This window comes from Neorhizobium sp. BETTINA12A, from assembly GCF_023006485.1.
Classification (GTDB): domain Bacteria; phylum Pseudomonadota; class Alphaproteobacteria; order Rhizobiales; family Rhizobiaceae; genus Neorhizobium.
Window position 1 is genome coordinate 55,807 of sequence record NZ_JALBGW010000004.1, and the last position, 17,337, is coordinate 73,143.

The following is a 17,337-nucleotide window of genomic DNA, read 5'->3' on the forward strand; positions in this document are numbered from 1 at the left end:
GGCGCATTAGGAGGAGGAATAGCATGTCATCTTCGTTCTGGAATCCCACCCGCCGCAGCTTCCTGGCCGGCTCGGCGGCGCTTGGTGCCGCCGGACTGGTCGGTTCGCGCCCGGCATCGGCCGCCGTCGACTGGAAGCGCTTCGCCGGCACTACGCTGGAAGTGAACCTCGTCAAAAGCCCGCGCAGCGACACCATCATCAAGTACCTGGCCGAGTTCGAAACGCTGACCGGCATCAAGGTCAATGCCGAAGCCACCCCGGAACAGCAGCAGCGCCAGAAGGCGACGATCGAGCTCTCGTCCGGCAAGCCGAGCTTCGACGTCATCCACCTGAGCTACCATGTCCAGAAGCGCCAGTTCGAAAAGGGCGGCTGGCTTGCCGATATCAGCGGCCTCCTGAAGGATCCGACGCTCACCGACCCGTCGCTGACTGAAAGCGATTTCGCCGAAGCCGGCCTCACCTTTGCCAAGGACAAGGACGGCAAGCTGCGCTCCCTGCCCTTCTCGGTCGACTACTGGATCATCTACTGGAACAAGGAACTCTTCCAGAAAAAGGGTCTCGCCTACCCGAAGACCTTCGATGAGATGGCGGCGGCGGCCGAAGCGCTGACCGACAAGACCACCAATACCTACGGCTTCGTCGCCCGCGGCCTGAAGAACGCCAACGTTCCGGTGTGGACGGCGCTGATGCTCGGCTACGGCGCGACGGCGCTTGGGCCTGACGGCAAGCTGCGCACGACCTCCGATGAAGCCGTCGAGGCCGCCAAACTCTACCAGCGCCTGATGACCAAGGCGGCCCCCGTCGGGGTCTCCGGCTTCAACTGGGCGGAAGCCCAGTCTGCCTTCCTGCAGGGCAAGATCGGCATGTGGCTGGACGGCGTCGGCTTCGCTCCGCCGCTCGAAGACCCGCAGAAGTCCCGTGTCGTCGGCAAGGTCGGCTACGGCGTCATGCCGAAGGGACCGAAGGCGCAGGCAGCCGCCACCTTCGGCGACGGCATCGGCGTCACCGCAGCCAGCCAGAAGAAGGAAGCGGCCTATCTGTTCTGCCAGTGGGTCATCTCCAAGGAGATGGGCGCACGCCTGCTGCAGGCCGGCGCCGGCGTTCCCTTCCGCCAGTCGATCCTTGCCGATGCGGAAGTCCGCAAGGGCGTCACAATGCCCAGCGCATGGGTGGATGCGGTCGCCGCTTCCGGCAAGGTCTCGCAGCTTGCGCTGCCGGTCATCATCCCGGTTACGGAATTCCGCGACATCTACGGTGTCGGCCTGACCAACATGATCGGCGGCGCCGACCCGGCAACCGAACTCAAGACGGCAACGGCGCAGTTCGAACCGGTGCTTGCCAAGAGCGAGGGATAATGGCCTCCGTGAGCATCGAAACAGCACGGACGGAAACCGGTAACAAGAGGAGCAAGCCGAGCCGGCTTGCTCCCAACTATTGGCCTTTCGTCGTTCCCGCCCTGGTCGTCATCGGCGCGGTCATCGTCTTCCCCTGGGTTTTCACCCTCTGGATGAGCGTCAACAGCTGGACGCTGGGACAGGCGCAGACCTTCGCCGGACTGGACAACTACATCCGGCTTGCGACCGATTTCCGCTTCTGGGAATCGCTCTGGCACACGCTGATCTTCACGGTGCTGGCGGTCGTGGCGCCGCTTTTCCTCGGCACGCTCGCGGCGCTGATCTTCGATGCTCAATTTCCGGGGAGGGGCTTCCTGCGCGGCGTCTTCGTCATGCCGATGATGGCGACCCCGGTCGCCATCGCCCTCGTCTGGACCATGATGTTCCATCCGCAGCTGGGCGTCCTCAACTATCTGCTGTCGCTGGTGGGCATCGGCCCGCAGGAATGGATCTATAACCGCTACAGCGTCATTCCATCGCTGGTCCTCGTCGAGACCTGGCAATGGACGCCGCTGATCATGCTGATCGTGCTCGGCGGCCTCGCCTCACTTCCCCGCGAACCTTATGAGAGCGCCGAGATCGACGGTGCCAACGCCTGGCAGAAATTCCGCTACCTGACGCTCCCGATGATCGCGCCCTTCCTGATGATCGGCGTCATCATCCGCTCGATCGACGCGATCAAGAGCTTCGACATCATCTACGCGATGACGCAAGGGGGACCGGGCACAGCGTCCGAGACGATCAATATCTACCTCTATAACACCGCCTTCTCCTATTACGACATCGGCTACGGCTCGGCGATGGCGGTCGTCTTCTTCGTCATCATCATCGCGCTCTCTTTCGCGCTGATGATGGTGCGCGCACGGGCAAACTGGTCGGACATGGAGACGCGCTGATGGAACACGCCCTCGTCGAACGCCCCCTCAACAAACGCCCGCTCGTCAGACGTAAGACGCTCGATCGCATCGGCCTGCTGTTCGCAGCCCTGGTCATGGTGTCGCCGGTGGTGCTGTTCTTCCTCTGGATGATCTCGCTGTCGCTCAAATACGAGATCGACAACGGCGCCTATCCGCCGATCCTCATCCCGGAAAACTTCGCCTGGTCGAATTATGTGCAGGTGTTCCGCGAGAACAATTTCTTCCTGTATTTCTGGAACTCCGTGCTGGTGACGGGGGCCGCGACACTGCTGGCGCTCATCATTGGCGTGCCGGCGGGATACGGTATCGCCCGGTTGAAGGCTGAGAAGGCAGCGATCGTCATCATGATCGCCCGCATGACGCCCGGCCTTTCGTTCCTCATTCCGCTCTTCCTCCTGTTCCAGTGGCTGAACCTGCTCGGCACGCTCTTGCCCCAGATCATCATCCATCTGGTCGTCACCGTGCCGATCGTCGTGTGGATCATGATCGGTTATTTCGAGACGACGCCGATGGAATTAGAGGAGGCTGCCAGCATCGATGGCGCAACGCCCTGGCAGGTATTCCGCCTCGTGGCTCTGCCGATCGCCAAGCCCGGCATCGTCGTCGCCTTCATCCTGGCGCTCATCTTCTCCTGGAACAACTTCGTCTTCGGCATCGTTCTCGCAAGCCGCACCACGCGGACGCTGCCCGTTGCCGTCTACAACATGCTTTCCTTCGAACAGGTCAGCTGGGGACCGCTCGCCGCGGCCGCGCTGATCGTCACCCTCCCCGTGCTGGTACTCACCCTATTCGCCCAGAAGCAGATCGTCGCAGGCCTGACGGCCGGCGCGGTCAAGGGCGGCTGAGCAGGCTCACAAACAGGATCGAATTTCATGGCAACCGTCACCCTTCACAACATCCAGAAGCGCTTCGGCGCGGTCAACGTCATCCAGGACCTGAGCGTCGATATCGCCGACGGGGAGTTCGTGGTTCTCGTCGGTCCGTCGGGCTGCGGCAAGTCCACGCTGCTGCGCATGGTCGCCGGCCTCGAAGAGGTCAGCGGCGGCGAGATCCGCATCGGCGCCCGCGAAGTCAGCAACCTGCCGGCCCGCGACCGCGACATTGCCATGGTGTTCCAGAACTACGCGCTCTATCCGCATATGACGGTGGAGGACAACATGGGCTTCGCGCTGAAGCTCAAGCGGGCGAACCCCGCTGATACCGCCGAGCGCGTGAAGAAGGCCGCGGCAATCCTCGGCCTGGAAAACCTGCTTCAACGCTACCCCCGCCAGCTTTCGGGCGGCCAGCGCCAGCGCGTCGCCATGGGCCGGGCAATCGTCCGCAATCCGCAGGTGTTTCTTTTCGACGAGCCCCTCTCGAACCTCGACGCCAAACTGCGCGTGGTGATGCGCAGCGAGATCAAGGCGATGCACCAGCGCATCGGCACGACGACAATCTACGTGACGCATGACCAGATCGAGGCCATGACCATGGCCGACAAGATCGTCGTCTTGCACGACGGCAATATCGAGCAGGTCGGCGCTCCGCTGGAACTCTACGACCGGCCGGCCAACCTTTTCGTTGCCGGCTTCATCGGTTCGCCGGCCATGAACTTTCTGGACGGCAAGATCGAGGAAGGCGTTTTCCGCACCGAAAAGGGGCTGATCCTGCCTCTTCCGGCCGAAGTCTCGCCGGCGAAGGCTGGCGGCCGCCCGCTCGTCTACGGCATCAGGCCGGAACACATCCGCGCCAGCGATCAGGGCATCCAGGGCCGCGCGGCGATCGTCGAAGGCACCGGCTCGGAAATCTTCGCCAAGCTCGATTGCGGCGGCGAGCAACTCTCCTGCCTTTTCCGCGAGCGCATCGATGTCAGGTTCGGCGACACGGTCGGTATCTCGATCGACGCGAAGCAGGTTCATCTCTTCGACAAGGCGACGGGCCACAGGCTCTGAGTGAGAGTTGGCGGCGCCTAACCATTTGCGCAAGCGCAAAGACAGCCGCTTTTTTCTTCTCAATCTGGGGGCATGAAAGCAGATGCCACAATTCCCCGCCACTACGCCAATCTCCAGGATTTCGTAGCCCTTCTGGAAAGCAGGGGGCGGCTGAAGCGGATTTCGCAGCCCGTTTCGCTGGTCCATGAGATCACCGAGATCCACCGCCGGGTCCTTATGGAAGAAGGACCGGCGCTGCTCTTCGAAAAGCCGGTCGATGCCTGTGGCAATACCCTGGCAATTCCGCTGCTTGCCAACCTGTTCGGAACCCGCGAGAGAATAGAGTGGGGCCTCGGGCTCGGAGCCGGCGGCATCTCACGCCTTGCCGATTTCCTGAGCGAATTGCGCGAGCCGCGGCCGCCGAGATCAATGCTCGACGCATGGCGAAAACTTCCGCAGCTAAGGGCGGCGCTCTCGCTGAACCCCCGTTCGGTTTCGCACCCCTCCTGTCAGGAGATCGTCTGGCAAGGTGCCGATATCGATCTCGACCGGCTGCCGATCCAGTCCTGCTGGCCCGGCGAGCCAGCCCCTCTCGTGACCTGGCCGCTGGTGATCACCCAGGCGCCGGACGATCCGGCGGATGTCAATGTCGGCGTCTACCGGATGCAGAAGCTCGGCAAGGACCGGCTGATCATGCGCTGGCTCGCTCATCGTGGCGGCGCTAGACACCACAGGATGTGGCAGGCGCTCGGCCGGGACATGCCGGTGGCAGTGGTCGTCGGCGCCGACCCGGCGACAATCCTCGCGGCCGTCATGCCGCTGCCGGACAAAATGAGCGAGCTGAATTTCGCCGGCGTCCTGAAAGGCAAGCGTCAGGCGGTTGCGCCTGCGTTTTCCGTACCGCTCCCCGTTCCCGCGGAGGCGGAGATCGTGCTCGAGGGCACGATTTCCGCTACGGAGATGGCGGACGAAGGACCTTATGGCGATCACACCGGCTATTACAACGCCGTCGAGAGCTTCCCGGTCCTCTCCCTTTCGGCGATCACGATGCGCCGCAATCCGGTTTATCTCTCCACCTATACCGGACGACCGCCGGACGAGCCGTCCAGGCTGGGCGAAGCCATGAACGAGATCTTCATCCCGCTGGTCAGGCGCCAGTTCCCGGAGATCAGGGATCTTTGGCTGCCACCGGAGGCCTGCTCCTATCGAACCATGGTGGTGTCTATCGACAAGCGATATCCGGGCCATGCCCGACGCATCATGATGGGCCTGTGGTCGATGCTGCCGCAGTTCAGCTACACCAAGCTGATCATCGTGGTCGATCCGGACATCGATGTGCGAAGCTGGCCGGACATCATGTGGGCGATTTCCACCCGTTTCGATGCCGGCCGCGACCTTATGGCCGCCGACAACACGCCGATCGACTACCTCGACTTCGCCTCTCCGCGGCCGGGCCTCGGCGGCAAGCTGGGGCTGGATGCCACGACCAAGATCGGCTCCGAGACGACTCGGGAATGGGGTCGGGTTCTCGAAATGTCCCCCGAAATCATCGAGAAGGTCGACCGGATATGGCCATCGCTCGGTCTCGACGGGACCTCGTCATGACCGGCCGGACACTTGCGACGAAACCATTATCGGCAGACGGCTTTCCAAGATTTCAACCAGTGTCGTAGAACATAAAAAGGCGTTGAACCGGCAAAGCTTGCCGCAACACCGTCGATTTGAGGAAGAGCGATGCATATCGAACGCGACCCGAACGGCGACTTCATCCTGGAATCCGGCGAGATTGCCGGTCGGTTCGGGCTGTCTCGCGACGATTTCCGGCAGAGAATCCGCCAGGGTCTCGTGACAAGCACGGTCGAGCGTGGCGAAGCCGAGGATATCGGAACGTCCCGCCTGAGCGTCCGTCTCGGAAACCGTGTCTGGCGCGCCGTCCTCAACAACGAAGGCGAGGTTCAGAACGAGGCCGTGACCTTCGTTCGTGGGAGAGGCCGATCCGGCGGATTCTGACGCCGATCGCGGGCCTTTCAAAGAACCATCGCTCCTCTTTGCGCTGGCTCAAGCACGGCCGCTCCCGCAACCGATAGCCTGTGCCTGCATTTCAGCAGGACGCATGAATATGGAATTTCCCCGCGCACTCGCCATCCCCTTGGCCTACATGCCACTTGCCGCGATCGAGCGGGCGACAGGACTGCTGTTTCAGCGCGTCCTGAAAGAACATCCCGACCTGTTCGAGCGGCTGGGCGAGTACAAGGCGAAACGCTTTGCTTTTCTTCCGAGCGACCTGCCGCTCGCCTTCATCGTGGAACCGGCCGGGCCATCCATCCGCGTCATCCGGAAATCAGCGATGCAGGACCTCGCCGATGCCTCCGTCGAAGGGCCGCTTTTCCTGCTGCTTGCCCTGCTCGAAGGCCGCTGCGATGCCGACGCGCTGTTCTTCTCTCGCGATCTCTCCGTCACCGGCGATATGGAAGCCATGCTTGCGATGCGCAATGCGCTCGATGGCGCCGACATCGATCTGCCCCGCGACCTGTCGAGGCTTGCCGGCCCTCTCGCGCCCCTCTTCGGAAAGGTGGGCCGGGATATCCGCCGCCGCGCACTGAACTGCGAGACTTCCCGATGGAACTGATCTGCCCGGCCGGAACGCCGGCGGCCTTTCGCGAGGCCGTCGATGCAGGAGCCGACGCCGTCTATTGCGGCTTCCGCGACGAAACCAACGCTCGCAATTTTCCCGGCCTCAATTTCAGCCGCGAGGAATTGCGCGAGGCGATCGCCTATGCCCGCCGGCATGGCACCCAGACCTTCGTCGCCCTCAACACCTTCATGCGCGCCGGAGACGAGGAGATCTGGTACCGCGCCGCCGCCGATGCCGTTGCTCTTGGGGTCGATGCGGTGATCCTTGCCGATTTCGGGCTTATGGCACATGTGGCCGAACGTTATCCCGAGCAGCGGCTGCATGTCTCGGTCCAGGCCTCCGCCTCGAACGTCGACGCGATCAACTTCCTCGTCGATGCCTTCCATGCCAAGCGTATCGTCCTGCCGCGAACGCTCACCATTGCCGACATCGCCCGCATCGCGCCGCAGATCCGCTGCGAGATCGAGGTCTTCGTCTTCGGCGGGCTCTGCGTCATGGCCGAGGGCCGCTGTTCGCTCTCCTCCTACGCGACGGGGAAGTCGCCCAACATGAACGGCGTCTGCTCGCCGGCAAGCCATGTGCGTTATCGCCAGGAAGGCACGGAACTGGTGTCCGAACTCGGCGACTACACGATCAACCGCTTCCCAGCCGGCGAAGCGGCCGGTTACCCCACCCTGTGCAAGGGTCGTTTCGATATCGCCGACAGCCCCGCCTATGCATTCGAGGATCCGGTTTCCCTGGATGTCATGGGCGAGATCGACGCGCTTTCGGCAGCGGGCGTCAGCGCCCTGAAGATCGAAGGCCGCCAGCGCGGCAAGGCCTATGTCGCCGAAGTGGTTTCGACCCTGAAAAAGGCCCTGTCGGCCGGACCGGAGCAACGAAAAGCGCTGCTGATGCGCCTGCGTGGCCTCAGCGAAGGCCAGAAGACCACGTCGGGTGCCTACGAGAAGCGCTGGAGATGAGCATGCACCGCACCACTTCGCCCTCCCTGACGATGGGACCCGTCTATTATCTCTGGGACGGCCCCAAATGGCGCGATTTCCATTTTCGCATCGCCGACGAAACGCCGGTAGACCGTGTGGTGATTGGCGAAACCGTCTGTTCCAAGCGGCAGCATTTCATCGAACCGCATATCGCCGAGGTGATCGAGAGGTTGGAAACCGCGGGCAAGACCGTAGTCCTCTCGACGCTGTCGCTCGTCACTCTGGAGCGCGAGAGCCGGCAGATCCGCGATCTCGTCGCCGACAGCGAACATGCAATCGAGGCCAACGACCTTTCCGCCCTCGGACTGCTGAACGGCAGGCCCCACAGCATCGGCCCATTGGTCAACGTCTACAACGCGCCGACGGCCAGATTGCTCGCCGACCGGGGAGCGACCAGCATCTGCCTGCCGCCGGAATTGCCTTTCACGTCGGTCGAGAAGATCGTTGCCGACGCGCCCACAATCGCATTCGAGGTCTTCGCCTTCGGCCGCATGCCGCTTGCCATCTCGGCGCGATGCGCTCATGCGAGATCCAAGGGCAAGATCAAGGACAATTGCCAGTTCGTCTGCGGCGAAGATCCCGACGGCCTGCCGGTGAAGACCCTTGACCGGCAATCCTTCCTCGCCCTCAACGGCGTGCAGACCGTGTCTCACACCTGCCAGGCCCTGCTGGGCGAACTCGCCAGCCTCGCCGCATGCGGCATCTCGGCGATCCGCCTGTCGCCGCAGGACTGCGACATGGTGGAGGTCGCAAAGCTCTACCGCGCCGTGCTCGATAACGCATTGGACGCGGACGAGGCGATCATGCTGCTGCGCGAAATCTATCCCACCGCTGCTTTGTCGAACGGTTTTCATCATGCCCGCGAAGGCGCGGCATGGGCCGCGCGTGCCCGCGACACGGCCCATGGTCGAGCTTGAGCACTTGCCTTGCGAGGCGATCAGGCGCCAAGAAACAGAAGCGGATCCGCGCCCACCAAAGCCGCATGTCCCCCACCGAGAAGCCAGACGAGCAACGCAGTCGTGCAAAACATGGCGGCGGCCATCGGCATGTCAAATGTAATTACAGCCTTACTATTTATCGCCGCTGCGAACGGAATGACGGAAGTCTGCGACGAGGCCGTCGGCCAAGTTGGCCCCAGCGATCGACGTGCCCTCTTTTCGAGCATGAACAAGCCGCCGGCGGAAAAGGCGGCGAAGCCGCCGAACAGAAGCAGCGAACGCAGATCTCCGTTTGGAGGAATGTGCCCGACCGACCAGCAAAGAAAACCCCAGAGAACCGGATGGCGCGTGACGGCCACGATCGCATCCGGCTCGCCTCCCTTGCGGAAGGAAATCGAGAAGGGATTGCGGCTGAAGAGACCGGCAAGGACCAGGAAAAGCCCGATCGGTGAAAGTACGAAGGCAGGCCAGGCCTGCCACGGCCTCGGTTGCCAGATTTCCACGTAATCGAGGCTCATAGCGGACAGGAAGAGCCAGGCCAGAGCCGCGGTCGAGATGGTCGAATAGGCGGCGATATAGCTTCCATGCCCCATCCATCCGATCAGCGCGCCGCGAATCTTCGGGACTGCGGGCTAGGAATGCAGGGCGATGAAGGCTATGAACGCCAGCAGAAACCGCAGCATGGCACGGCCGCTACTGTTGCCAGAAGAGAACGCCCGCGATGGCGACGGAAAAGACGACCGCCGCCAGCGAGCTGTAGCCCTGCAGGACACCCATCCGTTTCAGGGCGATGGCGAATATGACAATGATCGGGGCGGCCATCAGAAGGCCGACTTGTGCATCAGACATGGCAAATCCTTGGTTTGCCGTCATCCTAACCTCTCTATCTGCCGTTTCTTTGCGATATGACAAAGAGCCGGATCTGTATTGCCTCCATTTTCCGGGACGGAAGAATACCGGAGGTTTCGGAATGGCGGCGATCTCGACCAGCGAAGAGAGGGATGAAGGTGGCGACCTTCTTCTCTGGGTGCTCGTCTGGGGCGAGCTTGCGGCTTTCGGTATCCTGCTGACCGGCTATGTCGTCACGTCCATGCTGCATCCGGAAAGTTTTGCGCTCGCAAAGCTCCACCTCGCACCGCGGCTGGCGGGGCTCAATACAGTCGTGCTGCTGGCGAGCAGCTGGCAAGCGGCGCTTGCCGCCAGATCCCAGGGAAAACCTCGCCGGCAGCGCCTGTTCCTGCTCGGCGCAGCATTCCTGGGTTTGCTCTTCGTCGCTCTCAAATTGACCGAATACAGTTCCGAATGGGCGGCGGCAGGGGACGAGAACCTGCAGAGCTTCTTCGAACTCTACTTTCTCATCACCGGCTTCCACCTCGCCCATGTCGCGTTTGTTGCCGTCCTCTTCGTATTGGCGGCGATCAGGCTGGAACGTTCGACGATCGTCACGCTGACGACCATCTGGCACGTCATCGACATCGTCTGGCTGGTAATGTTTCCACTGATCTACCTGAGCTAGGAGGCCGGAATGGACGGTTCGAAACTCTTCGGCAGCGCCAATTGGGTGATGATGCTCGGCATCGTCGGCGCATTGATCGCTGCACAATGGAAGCATGAGGTGATACCGGCAGCGGCACTTGCCGTCATCCTCCTCATGGCCATTGCAAAGATACGGCTCATCGTGCTCGACTTCATGGACCTGCGGGGGATGCGACCCAATCTGGCCCGTGCGCTGATGATCTGGCCTATCTTCTTCTCTGCCCTCTCGCTGGGCAAGGTCGTACTGATGGCCATTCTTTAGGTTCAGTTCTCACCTGCACTTTCCCCTCCGGCACCTGCCTGAGCTCAGGCCGGTCCATGGTTGCCCGCGCGCCATCGGGAAAGCTAACGCTTACCTTTCAAAAAATAGCGGACCCCGCAGGGCAACGCTTTTTTGTTTGGTAAATCGCAAAGAGCGGCTCCGGAAAACCCCTCATAGAAGCTTCACGGGTCGTCGTCCGCTTTTCGCGGATGTGGCCCCGCAGCAACCCGCAAGGCATCCGCACAAAGGGGACATGAGGATGGCAGAACGCCTCACAAAGACCGGGGCTCGTAACGTCTTTTACGGCGGCTCCGCGTTCTTCTTCGTAATCTTTCTCGGGCTTACCGCCCACAGCCACTACTACATGCGAACCACGTCCACGGACGAAAGCACGCTTACGGATTCCGTCGCGCGCGGCAAACATGTCTGGGAAAAGAACGCCTGTATCAACTGCCATACGATCCTCGGGGAAGGCGCCTATTTCGCCCCCGAGCTCGGCAATGTGTGGAAACGCTGGGGCGGCGATACCGACCCGGACACCGCCCGCGCGACGCTGAAGGCCTGGATGGCCGCACAACCGAGCGGCATCGAAGGCAGGCGGCAGATGCCGCAGTTCAACCTCACGGAACGGGAACTCGACGACCTGGCCAACTTCCTCGAATGGACGAGCAGGATCAAGACCCAGAACTGGCCGCCGAACGACGCCGGCTGATCTCACGGGAAGGGAAAAACACATGAAATATCAAACCCAAAAGGTCGCCATGCTGTATTTTTACGGCGCGCTCGGCCTGTTCATCGCCCAGATCCTGTTCGGTGTTCTGGCGGGAACGATCTACGTCCTGCCGAACACGCTTTCGGAACTGCTGCCCTTCAACATCGTGCGGATGATCCACACCAATGCGCTCATCGTCTGGCTGCTGATGGGTTTCATGGGATCGACCTACTACCTGCTGCCCGAGGAGACCGAAACCGAGCTGTTCAGCACCAGAATCGCGGTTGCGCAGTTCTGGCTTTTCCTCGTCGCGGCGGCGATCGCCGTGGTCGGTTATCTGTTCCACTATCACGAAGGCCGCGAGTTTCTGGAACAGCCGTTCCTCATTAAGATCGGTATCGTCATCGTCGCGCTGATGTTCCTGTTCAACGTCACGCTCACGGTGCTCAAGGGCCGCAAGACCGTCGTCACCAACATCCTGATCTTCGGCCTCTGGGGCGTCGCGATCTTCTTCCTGTTCGCCTTCTACAACCCGGCCAATCTCGCGCTCGACAAGATGTACTGGTGGTATGTCGTCCATCTCTGGGTCGAGGGCGTCTGGGAACTGATCATGGCCTCGGTGCTGGCCTTCCTGATGATCAAGCTGAACGGTATCGACCGCGAAGTGGTCGAAAAATGGCTCTACGTGATCGTCGGCCTTGCGCTCTTCTCCGGCATTCTCGGCACCGGCCACCACTTCTACTGGATCGGCGCCCCCGGCTACTGGCAGTGGATCGGCTCGCTCTTTTCGACGCTCGAAGTGGCTCCCTTCTTCACCATGGTCGTCTTCACCTTCGTGATGACCTGGAAGGCCGGGCGCAAACACCCGAACCGGGCCGCACTTCTCTGGTCGATCGGTTGCTCGGTCATGGCCTTCTTCGGCGCCGGTGTCTGGGGCTTCCTCCACACGCTGTCTTCGGTCAACTATTACACCCACGGCACCCAGCTCACCGCAGCCCATGGCCACCTCGCCTTCTTCGGCGCCTATGTGATGCTGAACCTTGCCGTCATGGCCTATGCCGTGCCGGAGCTTCGGGGCCGCAGCCCTTATAACCAGTGGCTTTCGATGGCCAGCTTCTGGATCATGTGCATAGCCATGTCCGTCATGACCTTCGCACTGACCTTTGCCGGCGTCCTTCAGGTGCACCTGCAGCGTGTCCTTGGCGAAAGCTTCATGGATGTCCAGGACCAGCTGGCGATCTTCTATTGGGTCCGGCTCGGATCGGGCGCATTCGTGCTCATCTCGGCGCTGATGTTCCTCTGGGCCCTGTTCGTCCCGGGCCGCGAACGGCATCCCGCCGGCACCGCGAGAATCCAACCGGCCGAATGATGCAGCGCGGCTCCGTTTCAACGACGGAGCCGCCTTTCTCGGTCCCTCCAAGATCAGGACATTCCAATGACCATGATTTCTCCGATGAAGCCGGCCCAGGCCGCACCGATTTCCCACTACATTCCCGCCGGCAACGAATGCGAGCTGTTCGAAACGGCCTGGAAGCGGCAGCTTCCGCTTCTCCTGAAAGGCCCGACCGGATGCGGAAAGACCCGCTTCGTTTGCCATATGGCCGAGCGTCTCGGACTGCCGCTTGCGACCGTCTCCTGCCATGACGATCTGGCCGCCGCCGATCTCACAGGCCGGTTCCTCCTGAAGGGCGGCGAAACCATCTGGGTGGACGGCCCCCTGACGAAGGCGGTACGCGGTGGCGGCATCTGCTATCTCGATGAAATCGTCGAAGCGCGGAAGGATGTCGCCGTGGTCATCCACCCGCTGACCGACGACCGCCGTATCCTGCCGCTCGAAAGGACCGGAGAGGTATTGGCGGCCCCGCCGGAGTTCATGCTGGTCGTCTCCTACAACCCCGGCTACCAGAACATCCTCAAGGCATTGAAGCCTTCGACCAAGCAGCGCTTCGTCGCCATCGAGTTCGACTTCCTTCCCCGGGAACAGGAAGTGGCGATCGTTGCGGCCGAAAGCGGCCTTTCCGAGCGCCATGTCGTGCCGCTGGTAAATCTCGCCCATCGCCTGCGCGCCCTCAAGGGACACGACCTGGAGGAGGGCGTTTCGACGCGCCTGCTCGTCTACTGCGCCACGCTGATCGAAAGCGGGCTCGATCCGCGCCATGCTATTCGGGCTGCCATGATCGAGCCGTTGACCGACGATCCGGATGTGCGTGCGGCGTTGATCGAAGTGGCGAATGCCGTGGTTGCCTGAGGTGCTATGATGCTGGATTTTCTCGAGCTGGAAGAAACCGTCGGCAAGGTCTGGCATCGCCTGGTCGGCCAGACACGAAGCCTGCCGCGTTATCCCGAGCATGCAGTGACGCTGGACGAGGTAAAGCCCGTCCTCGCCTCCTGCTTCCGCGGCTTCGGGGGCGATCACGCAGTCCAACTCGTGGCAGCCCATCAGCGCACCTCGAAACACCGCCTGAAGCTTCGCCAGCTTGTGGGGCTCGGCGAGGAGCGGATTGCCCAGTCGGGCCGGGATTTCGCCCGCGCGATGCTGCCTGATGTCATCGACTTCTTTCCGGACCGCAGCCTGAACCGAGCATTGTACGTCTGGCTGACGGCGGCAATAGCTACATTGCCCGAGGCCCGGCCAGCCTCGCCGGATCCCCTCGCACGGGATCTCGAGCGGCTGCATATGGCGATCTCCAATGTGGACGAAACGCTTGCCGTATTTCCCGGCCTGCGCCAGGTCTATCGAAATTTATGTCAGGCAACGCTTACCGAGCGCCACCGCGGCAGGCTTCCCTCGGTGGAACGGCTGCTGGAAAGCAGGATCATCAGCCTGCTGCGGGCAGGCGCCGGCCTGTCGGACGACACGCCGAGCGCGATCTTCCCCCGCCATGCCCCACCGGGCTACCAGCCTATGATGGACGTGCCGCTCTGGCCGGAATTCTTGTCCCAGGAGGAAAGCCGTTCTTCGGCGGAGGACTCGGAAACCCCGCTCGGCGATCCGCAGGGATCGGCCGAGAAGAGAAGGTTCAGCGCGAAGCGCGAGCGGGAAGACGAGAAGCGCTCCGAACGGAGCCCGTTTATCCTCAACCGCTTCGAGAAAATCCTGGCGATGACGGAAATGGTCAATGTCGACCGGCCGACCGACGACAAGCCCGAAGAAGACGGCAAGGCCGCCGAGGATCTCGACGAGATGGTTCTCGGGCGCCGCAAGGAACGCCCCTCCTCGCGTTTCCACTTCGATCTCGACCTTCCGCCGGAAATGGTCGACCTCCAGGAAATCGCTGCCGAACTCACCTATCCCGAATGGGATTACCGAAAGACCACCTATCTGAAGAACCATTGCCGGGTCCTTGCCGTCCCGACGTCGGCCAGCGGCGACCGCCTTGAGATATCGGAGGATACGAAGGCGCTGGCGAGGAAGGTGCGCAAGCAGTTCGAGATCCTGCGGCCGCGCCAGGAAATGCTCAAATCGCAGCTCGACGGCGTGGAGCTCGATCTCGACGCCGTCGTCCGGCGCCGGACCGATCTATTGGCGGGAGGGCAGGCAACCGACCGTATCCATGTGGCAAGCCGGCCGCGCACGCCCGATCTTGCCGTCACCATTCTCGTCGATGTCTCCCTTTCGACCGATGCCTGGATCGACAACAGGCGGGTTCTGGATGTCGAGAAGGAAGCGCTTCTCGTCCTCGCGCAAGGCCTGACCGCCTGCGGCACGGATCACTCCATCCTCACCTTCACTTCCCGACGCCGCTCCTGGGTACGGGTCGAGACCGTGAAAGGCTTCGACGAGCGGCTTTCTCCGGTTGTCGAGGATCGGATCGCCGGCCTAAAACCCGGATATTACACCCGCCTCGGAGCCGCCCTGCGGCACGCCACGGCGGACCTCGCAAAACGCCCCAACCGGACCCGGCTGCTTCTCGTGCTGACCGATGGCAAGCCCAACGATATCGACCACTACGAGGGGCGTTTCGCGATGGAAGACAGCCGCCGCGCCGTGCAGGAAGCAAGGCGCCTCGGCGTCAACATCTTCGCCGTGACGGTGGACAAGGATGCGAAATCCTATCTGCCGACGATGTTCGGACGCAACGGTTATGCGGTCGTCGGAGATATCTCAAAACTTCCGGCGGCTCTGCCCGCCATCTATCGCGGCCTGACGGGATAGGGAGCCCGGCCGCATGGAGGTCCGGCTCGGCGGATTGCCGGGCCTCCATTTCCCGTTCTGAACCCTATGCCGCCTTGCTGAACGACCTGCCGCTCCTGTTCAGATAGGCATCGAACGCCGAGGCCGCGGCCCTGACGATGAACCGGTGATCCTCCGAGACGCGGATGATGCCGTCCCGGCGTTCGATCAGGCCGTCTCGTTCAAGCTCATCGAGCCGATCGTTGCCCCGCAGCAGAAGCCCGGCATCGAAGCCATGCGCTGCCGCAAGGGCCGCAACATCCACCGTAAAGTCGCACATCAGCCTCTCGATCACTTCACCGCGCAGGCGATCTTCCGGCGTGAGGCGATAGCCCTTGGCGACCGGCAGTTCGCCTTTCGACACCCGGGTCGCATAGAGGCCCGGCGGAACCTCGTTCTGGATATACCCTTGCGGCAACCGTCCGATCGACGACGCTCCGAGCCCGATCAGGGCGTCGCAGGCGTCCGTCGTGTACCCTTGGAAATTCCGGTGCAGCCGGCCTTCGGTCTGCGCAAGCGAGAGGTCGTCGCCCGGCAGGGCGAAATGGTCGAGACCGATCCTGACATATCCTGCCGCCATTAAGGCCCCGGCGATCGCCGACGCCTGAAGCGCCCGCTCCCGTGCATCCGGAAGCGCCGCCTCGTCGATGAGCCGCTGGTGCTTCTTGAAGCTCGGGATATGCGCATAGCCGAAGACGGCAAGACGATCCGGCCGCATGCTGACGGCCGCTTCGACGGTCTCGACGCAGGATTCGACCGTCTGAAACGGCAGCCCATAGATGAGGTCGAAATTGATCGCGTTGATGTTGTTATGGCGAAGATGCGCGACGGCATCCATCGTCGTCTCGACGCTCTGAACACGGTTGATCGCCTTCTGGACCTTCAGATCGAAGCTCTGGACGCCAAGGCTTGCGCGGGTGACGCCCGACTGACCGAGCGCAACTGCCATCTCCTCGGTCAAGGTTCGCGGATCGATTTCGACCGCGGCATTGACGGCGCCCGCAAAACCGAGACGGTCGCGAAACGCGTCCATCAGCGCGATGAACTCCTCTGGCCTGATAATGGTCGGCGTACCGCCACCGAAGTGGATTTCCCCGACGCTGAAGCCATCGTCCCTGGCGGACGCCAGAAGCTCGATCTCCCGGTGCAATGTCTCGATATAGTCGAGAATGGGCCTGTCGCGCTCGGTGATCGTCGTGTGACAGCCGCAATACCAGCACATCGACCGACAGAAGGGGATGTGGATGTAGAGCGAGGTTGGCTGTCCTTGAGGCAACGCCTTCAGCCAGGCCGGATAGTCGAGGGCGTCGAAATCCGAGCTGAAGTTCGGAGCCGTCGGATAGCTCGTGTAGCGCGGCAGCCGTGCATCGCCATATTTCTCGATTATCGCTGCGGACATGTCGGGCTCCTTTCAGTTTTCTTCAAAGAGCATTTAGCTGGCCGCCGCCGGCCTCTCTTTGTGCAAAATCAACGACAGCGTCCTCTTTCTGCAAAATATTTGTCCCGCCGCAAATTCCGTCGATCGCGCCGCTGCTAAATCATCGAGGCGGCCGGGATCGGCCAGGCCGCTGCACCAGCTCGAAAGGCCCAGAACAAACCATGTCGGATATTGAGATCCCCTCCATCGACGTCAGGACGCTCGCGCCCGCCGAACGTCACCCGAAGATTTTTGGCGTGCTGACGTCCCTCATTCCCGGCGGCGTCATGCATGTCACGAGCGACCATGATCCCCGGCCGCTGCACTACCAGATCGAGAGCCGGTATCCGGAAGAGTTCGACTGGCAATATCTCGAACAGGGTCCGGATGTCTGGCGCGTCGAAATCCAGCGGGCGCAAAGCTCCGGCTGCGATTGCTGCTGCGGACATTGAAAGACGA

19 protein-coding genes are annotated in these 17,337 nt (G+C 62.1%); 16 read left to right on the top strand and 3 right to left on the bottom strand.

The genetic code is table 11. The annotated features are described in order from the left end of the window. The first annotated feature begins 23 nt into the window (after positions 1-23). The 9 genes from MOV61_RS02355 to MOV61_RS02395 all read left to right on the top strand — a co-directional run bounded on the left by MOV61_RS02355 (position 24) and on the right by MOV61_RS02395 (position 8,756). On the top strand, positions 24-1,355 hold the full coding sequence (locus MOV61_RS02355; protein ID WP_247135399.1) for a sugar ABC transporter substrate-binding protein: 1,332 nt from the start codon (positions 24-26) through the stop codon (positions 1,353-1,355). Next, complete coding sequence (locus tag MOV61_RS02360) at positions 1,355-2,290, top strand: carbohydrate ABC transporter permease (RefSeq protein ID WP_038546220.1); 936 nt, start codon at positions 1,355-1,357, stop codon at positions 2,288-2,290. The genes MOV61_RS02355 and MOV61_RS02360 overlap by 1 nt, the downstream gene beginning before the upstream one ends. After that, entirely contained in the window at positions 2,290-3,156 is an 867-nt protein-coding gene (locus MOV61_RS02365) for a carbohydrate ABC transporter permease (protein WP_247135400.1), read from the top strand. Before MOV61_RS02360 ends, MOV61_RS02365 begins: the two co-directional genes overlap by 1 nt. Before the next feature lie 27 nt (positions 3,157-3,183). Next, a complete protein-coding gene (locus MOV61_RS02370) occupies positions 3,184-4,242 on the top strand; it encodes an ABC transporter ATP-binding protein (RefSeq protein ID WP_046666284.1) in 1,059 nt (352 codons plus the stop codon). A 72-nt stretch (positions 4,243-4,314) separates the two neighbouring features. Then, complete coding sequence (locus MOV61_RS02375) at positions 4,315-5,826, top strand: UbiD family decarboxylase (protein ID WP_247135401.1); 1,512 nt, start codon at positions 4,315-4,317, stop codon at positions 5,824-5,826. Positions 5,827-5,955: 129 nt separating this feature from the next. Further along, positions 5,956-6,231, top strand: a complete 276-nt coding sequence (locus MOV61_RS02380) for a DUF6522 family protein (protein ID WP_247135402.1) — start codon at positions 5,956-5,958, stop codon at positions 6,229-6,231. A gap of 109 nt (positions 6,232-6,340) precedes the next feature. Further along, positions 6,341-6,850 carry an SCP2 domain-containing protein gene (locus MOV61_RS02385; protein ID WP_247135403.1) on the top strand — a complete coding sequence of 170 codons (510 nt, stop codon included), beginning with the start codon at positions 6,341-6,343 and terminating at the stop codon, positions 6,848-6,850. Beyond that, entirely contained in the window at positions 6,841-7,818 is a 978-nt protein-coding gene (locus tag MOV61_RS02390; protein ID WP_247135404.1) for a peptidase U32 family protein, read from the top strand. The genes MOV61_RS02385 and MOV61_RS02390 overlap by 10 nt, the downstream gene beginning before the upstream one ends. A 2-nt stretch (positions 7,819-7,820) precedes the next feature. Further along, entirely contained in the window at positions 7,821-8,756 is a 936-nt protein-coding gene (locus MOV61_RS02395; protein WP_247135405.1) for a U32 family peptidase, read from the top strand. Between the two features lie 20 nt (positions 8,757-8,776). Here MOV61_RS02395 and MOV61_RS02400 read toward each other — a convergent pair whose 3' ends face one another. Together MOV61_RS02400 and MOV61_RS02405 are read right to left on the bottom strand one after the other, a co-directional pair. Continuing rightward, the gene (locus tag MOV61_RS02400) at positions 8,777-9,394 is read right to left on the bottom strand and encodes an NnrU family protein (RefSeq protein ID WP_309493606.1); all 618 of its coding nucleotides are present in this window, start codon (positions 9,392-9,394) and stop codon (positions 8,777-8,779) included. Between the two features lie 76 nt (positions 9,395-9,470). Continuing rightward, on the bottom strand, positions 9,471-9,626 hold the full coding sequence (locus MOV61_RS02405; RefSeq protein ID WP_167551678.1) for a hypothetical protein: 156 nt from the start codon (positions 9,624-9,626) through the stop codon (positions 9,471-9,473). 121 nt (positions 9,627-9,747) lie between these two features. Here MOV61_RS02405 and MOV61_RS02410 point away from each other — a divergent pair, with 121 nt between their 5' ends. The 6 genes from MOV61_RS02410 to MOV61_RS02435 all read left to right on the top strand — a co-directional run bounded on the left by MOV61_RS02410 (position 9,748) and on the right by MOV61_RS02435 (position 15,443). Further along, positions 9,748-10,293 carry a cytochrome c oxidase subunit 3 gene (locus tag MOV61_RS02410; protein ID WP_247135406.1) on the top strand — a complete coding sequence of 182 codons (546 nt, stop codon included), beginning with the start codon at positions 9,748-9,750 and terminating at the stop codon, positions 10,291-10,293. Positions 10,294-10,302: 9 nt separating this feature from the next. Beyond that, positions 10,303-10,575, top strand: coding sequence for a cytochrome C oxidase subunit IV family protein (locus MOV61_RS02415; protein WP_038546243.1), 273 nt, complete (start codon positions 10,303-10,305; stop codon positions 10,573-10,575). A 259-nt stretch (positions 10,576-10,834) separates the two neighbouring features. Continuing rightward, entirely contained in the window at positions 10,835-11,287 is a 453-nt protein-coding gene (locus MOV61_RS02420) for a cytochrome c (protein WP_038546246.1), read from the top strand. 22 nt (positions 11,288-11,309) lie between these two features. Continuing rightward, on the top strand, positions 11,310-12,656 hold the full coding sequence (locus MOV61_RS02425; protein ID WP_247135407.1) for a cbb3-type cytochrome c oxidase subunit I: 1,347 nt from the start codon (positions 11,310-11,312) through the stop codon (positions 12,654-12,656). A gap of 66 nt (positions 12,657-12,722) precedes the next feature. Next, positions 12,723-13,535, top strand: coding sequence for a CbbQ/NirQ/NorQ/GpvN family protein (locus MOV61_RS02430; protein ID WP_408962340.1), 813 nt, complete (start codon positions 12,723-12,725; stop codon positions 13,533-13,535). Positions 13,536-13,544: 9 nt separating this feature from the next. Then, complete coding sequence (locus MOV61_RS02435; protein WP_247135431.1) at positions 13,545-15,443, top strand: nitric oxide reductase activation protein NorD; 1,899 nt, start codon at positions 13,545-13,547, stop codon at positions 15,441-15,443. Positions 15,444-15,507: 64 nt separating this feature from the next. On the opposite strand, the gene hemN is transcribed toward MOV61_RS02435, so the two are convergent. After that, a complete protein-coding gene (gene hemN / locus MOV61_RS02440; RefSeq protein WP_247135408.1) occupies positions 15,508-16,860 on the bottom strand; it encodes an oxygen-independent coproporphyrinogen III oxidase in 1,353 nt (450 codons plus the stop codon). 200 nt (positions 16,861-17,060) lie between these two features. Between hemN and MOV61_RS02445 the strand changes: the two genes are divergently transcribed. Beyond that, the gene (locus MOV61_RS02445; RefSeq protein WP_038546255.1) at positions 17,061-17,330 is read left to right on the top strand and encodes a DUF2249 domain-containing protein; all 270 of its coding nucleotides are present in this window, start codon (positions 17,061-17,063) and stop codon (positions 17,328-17,330) included. Positions 17,331-17,337 lie beyond the last annotated feature (7 nt).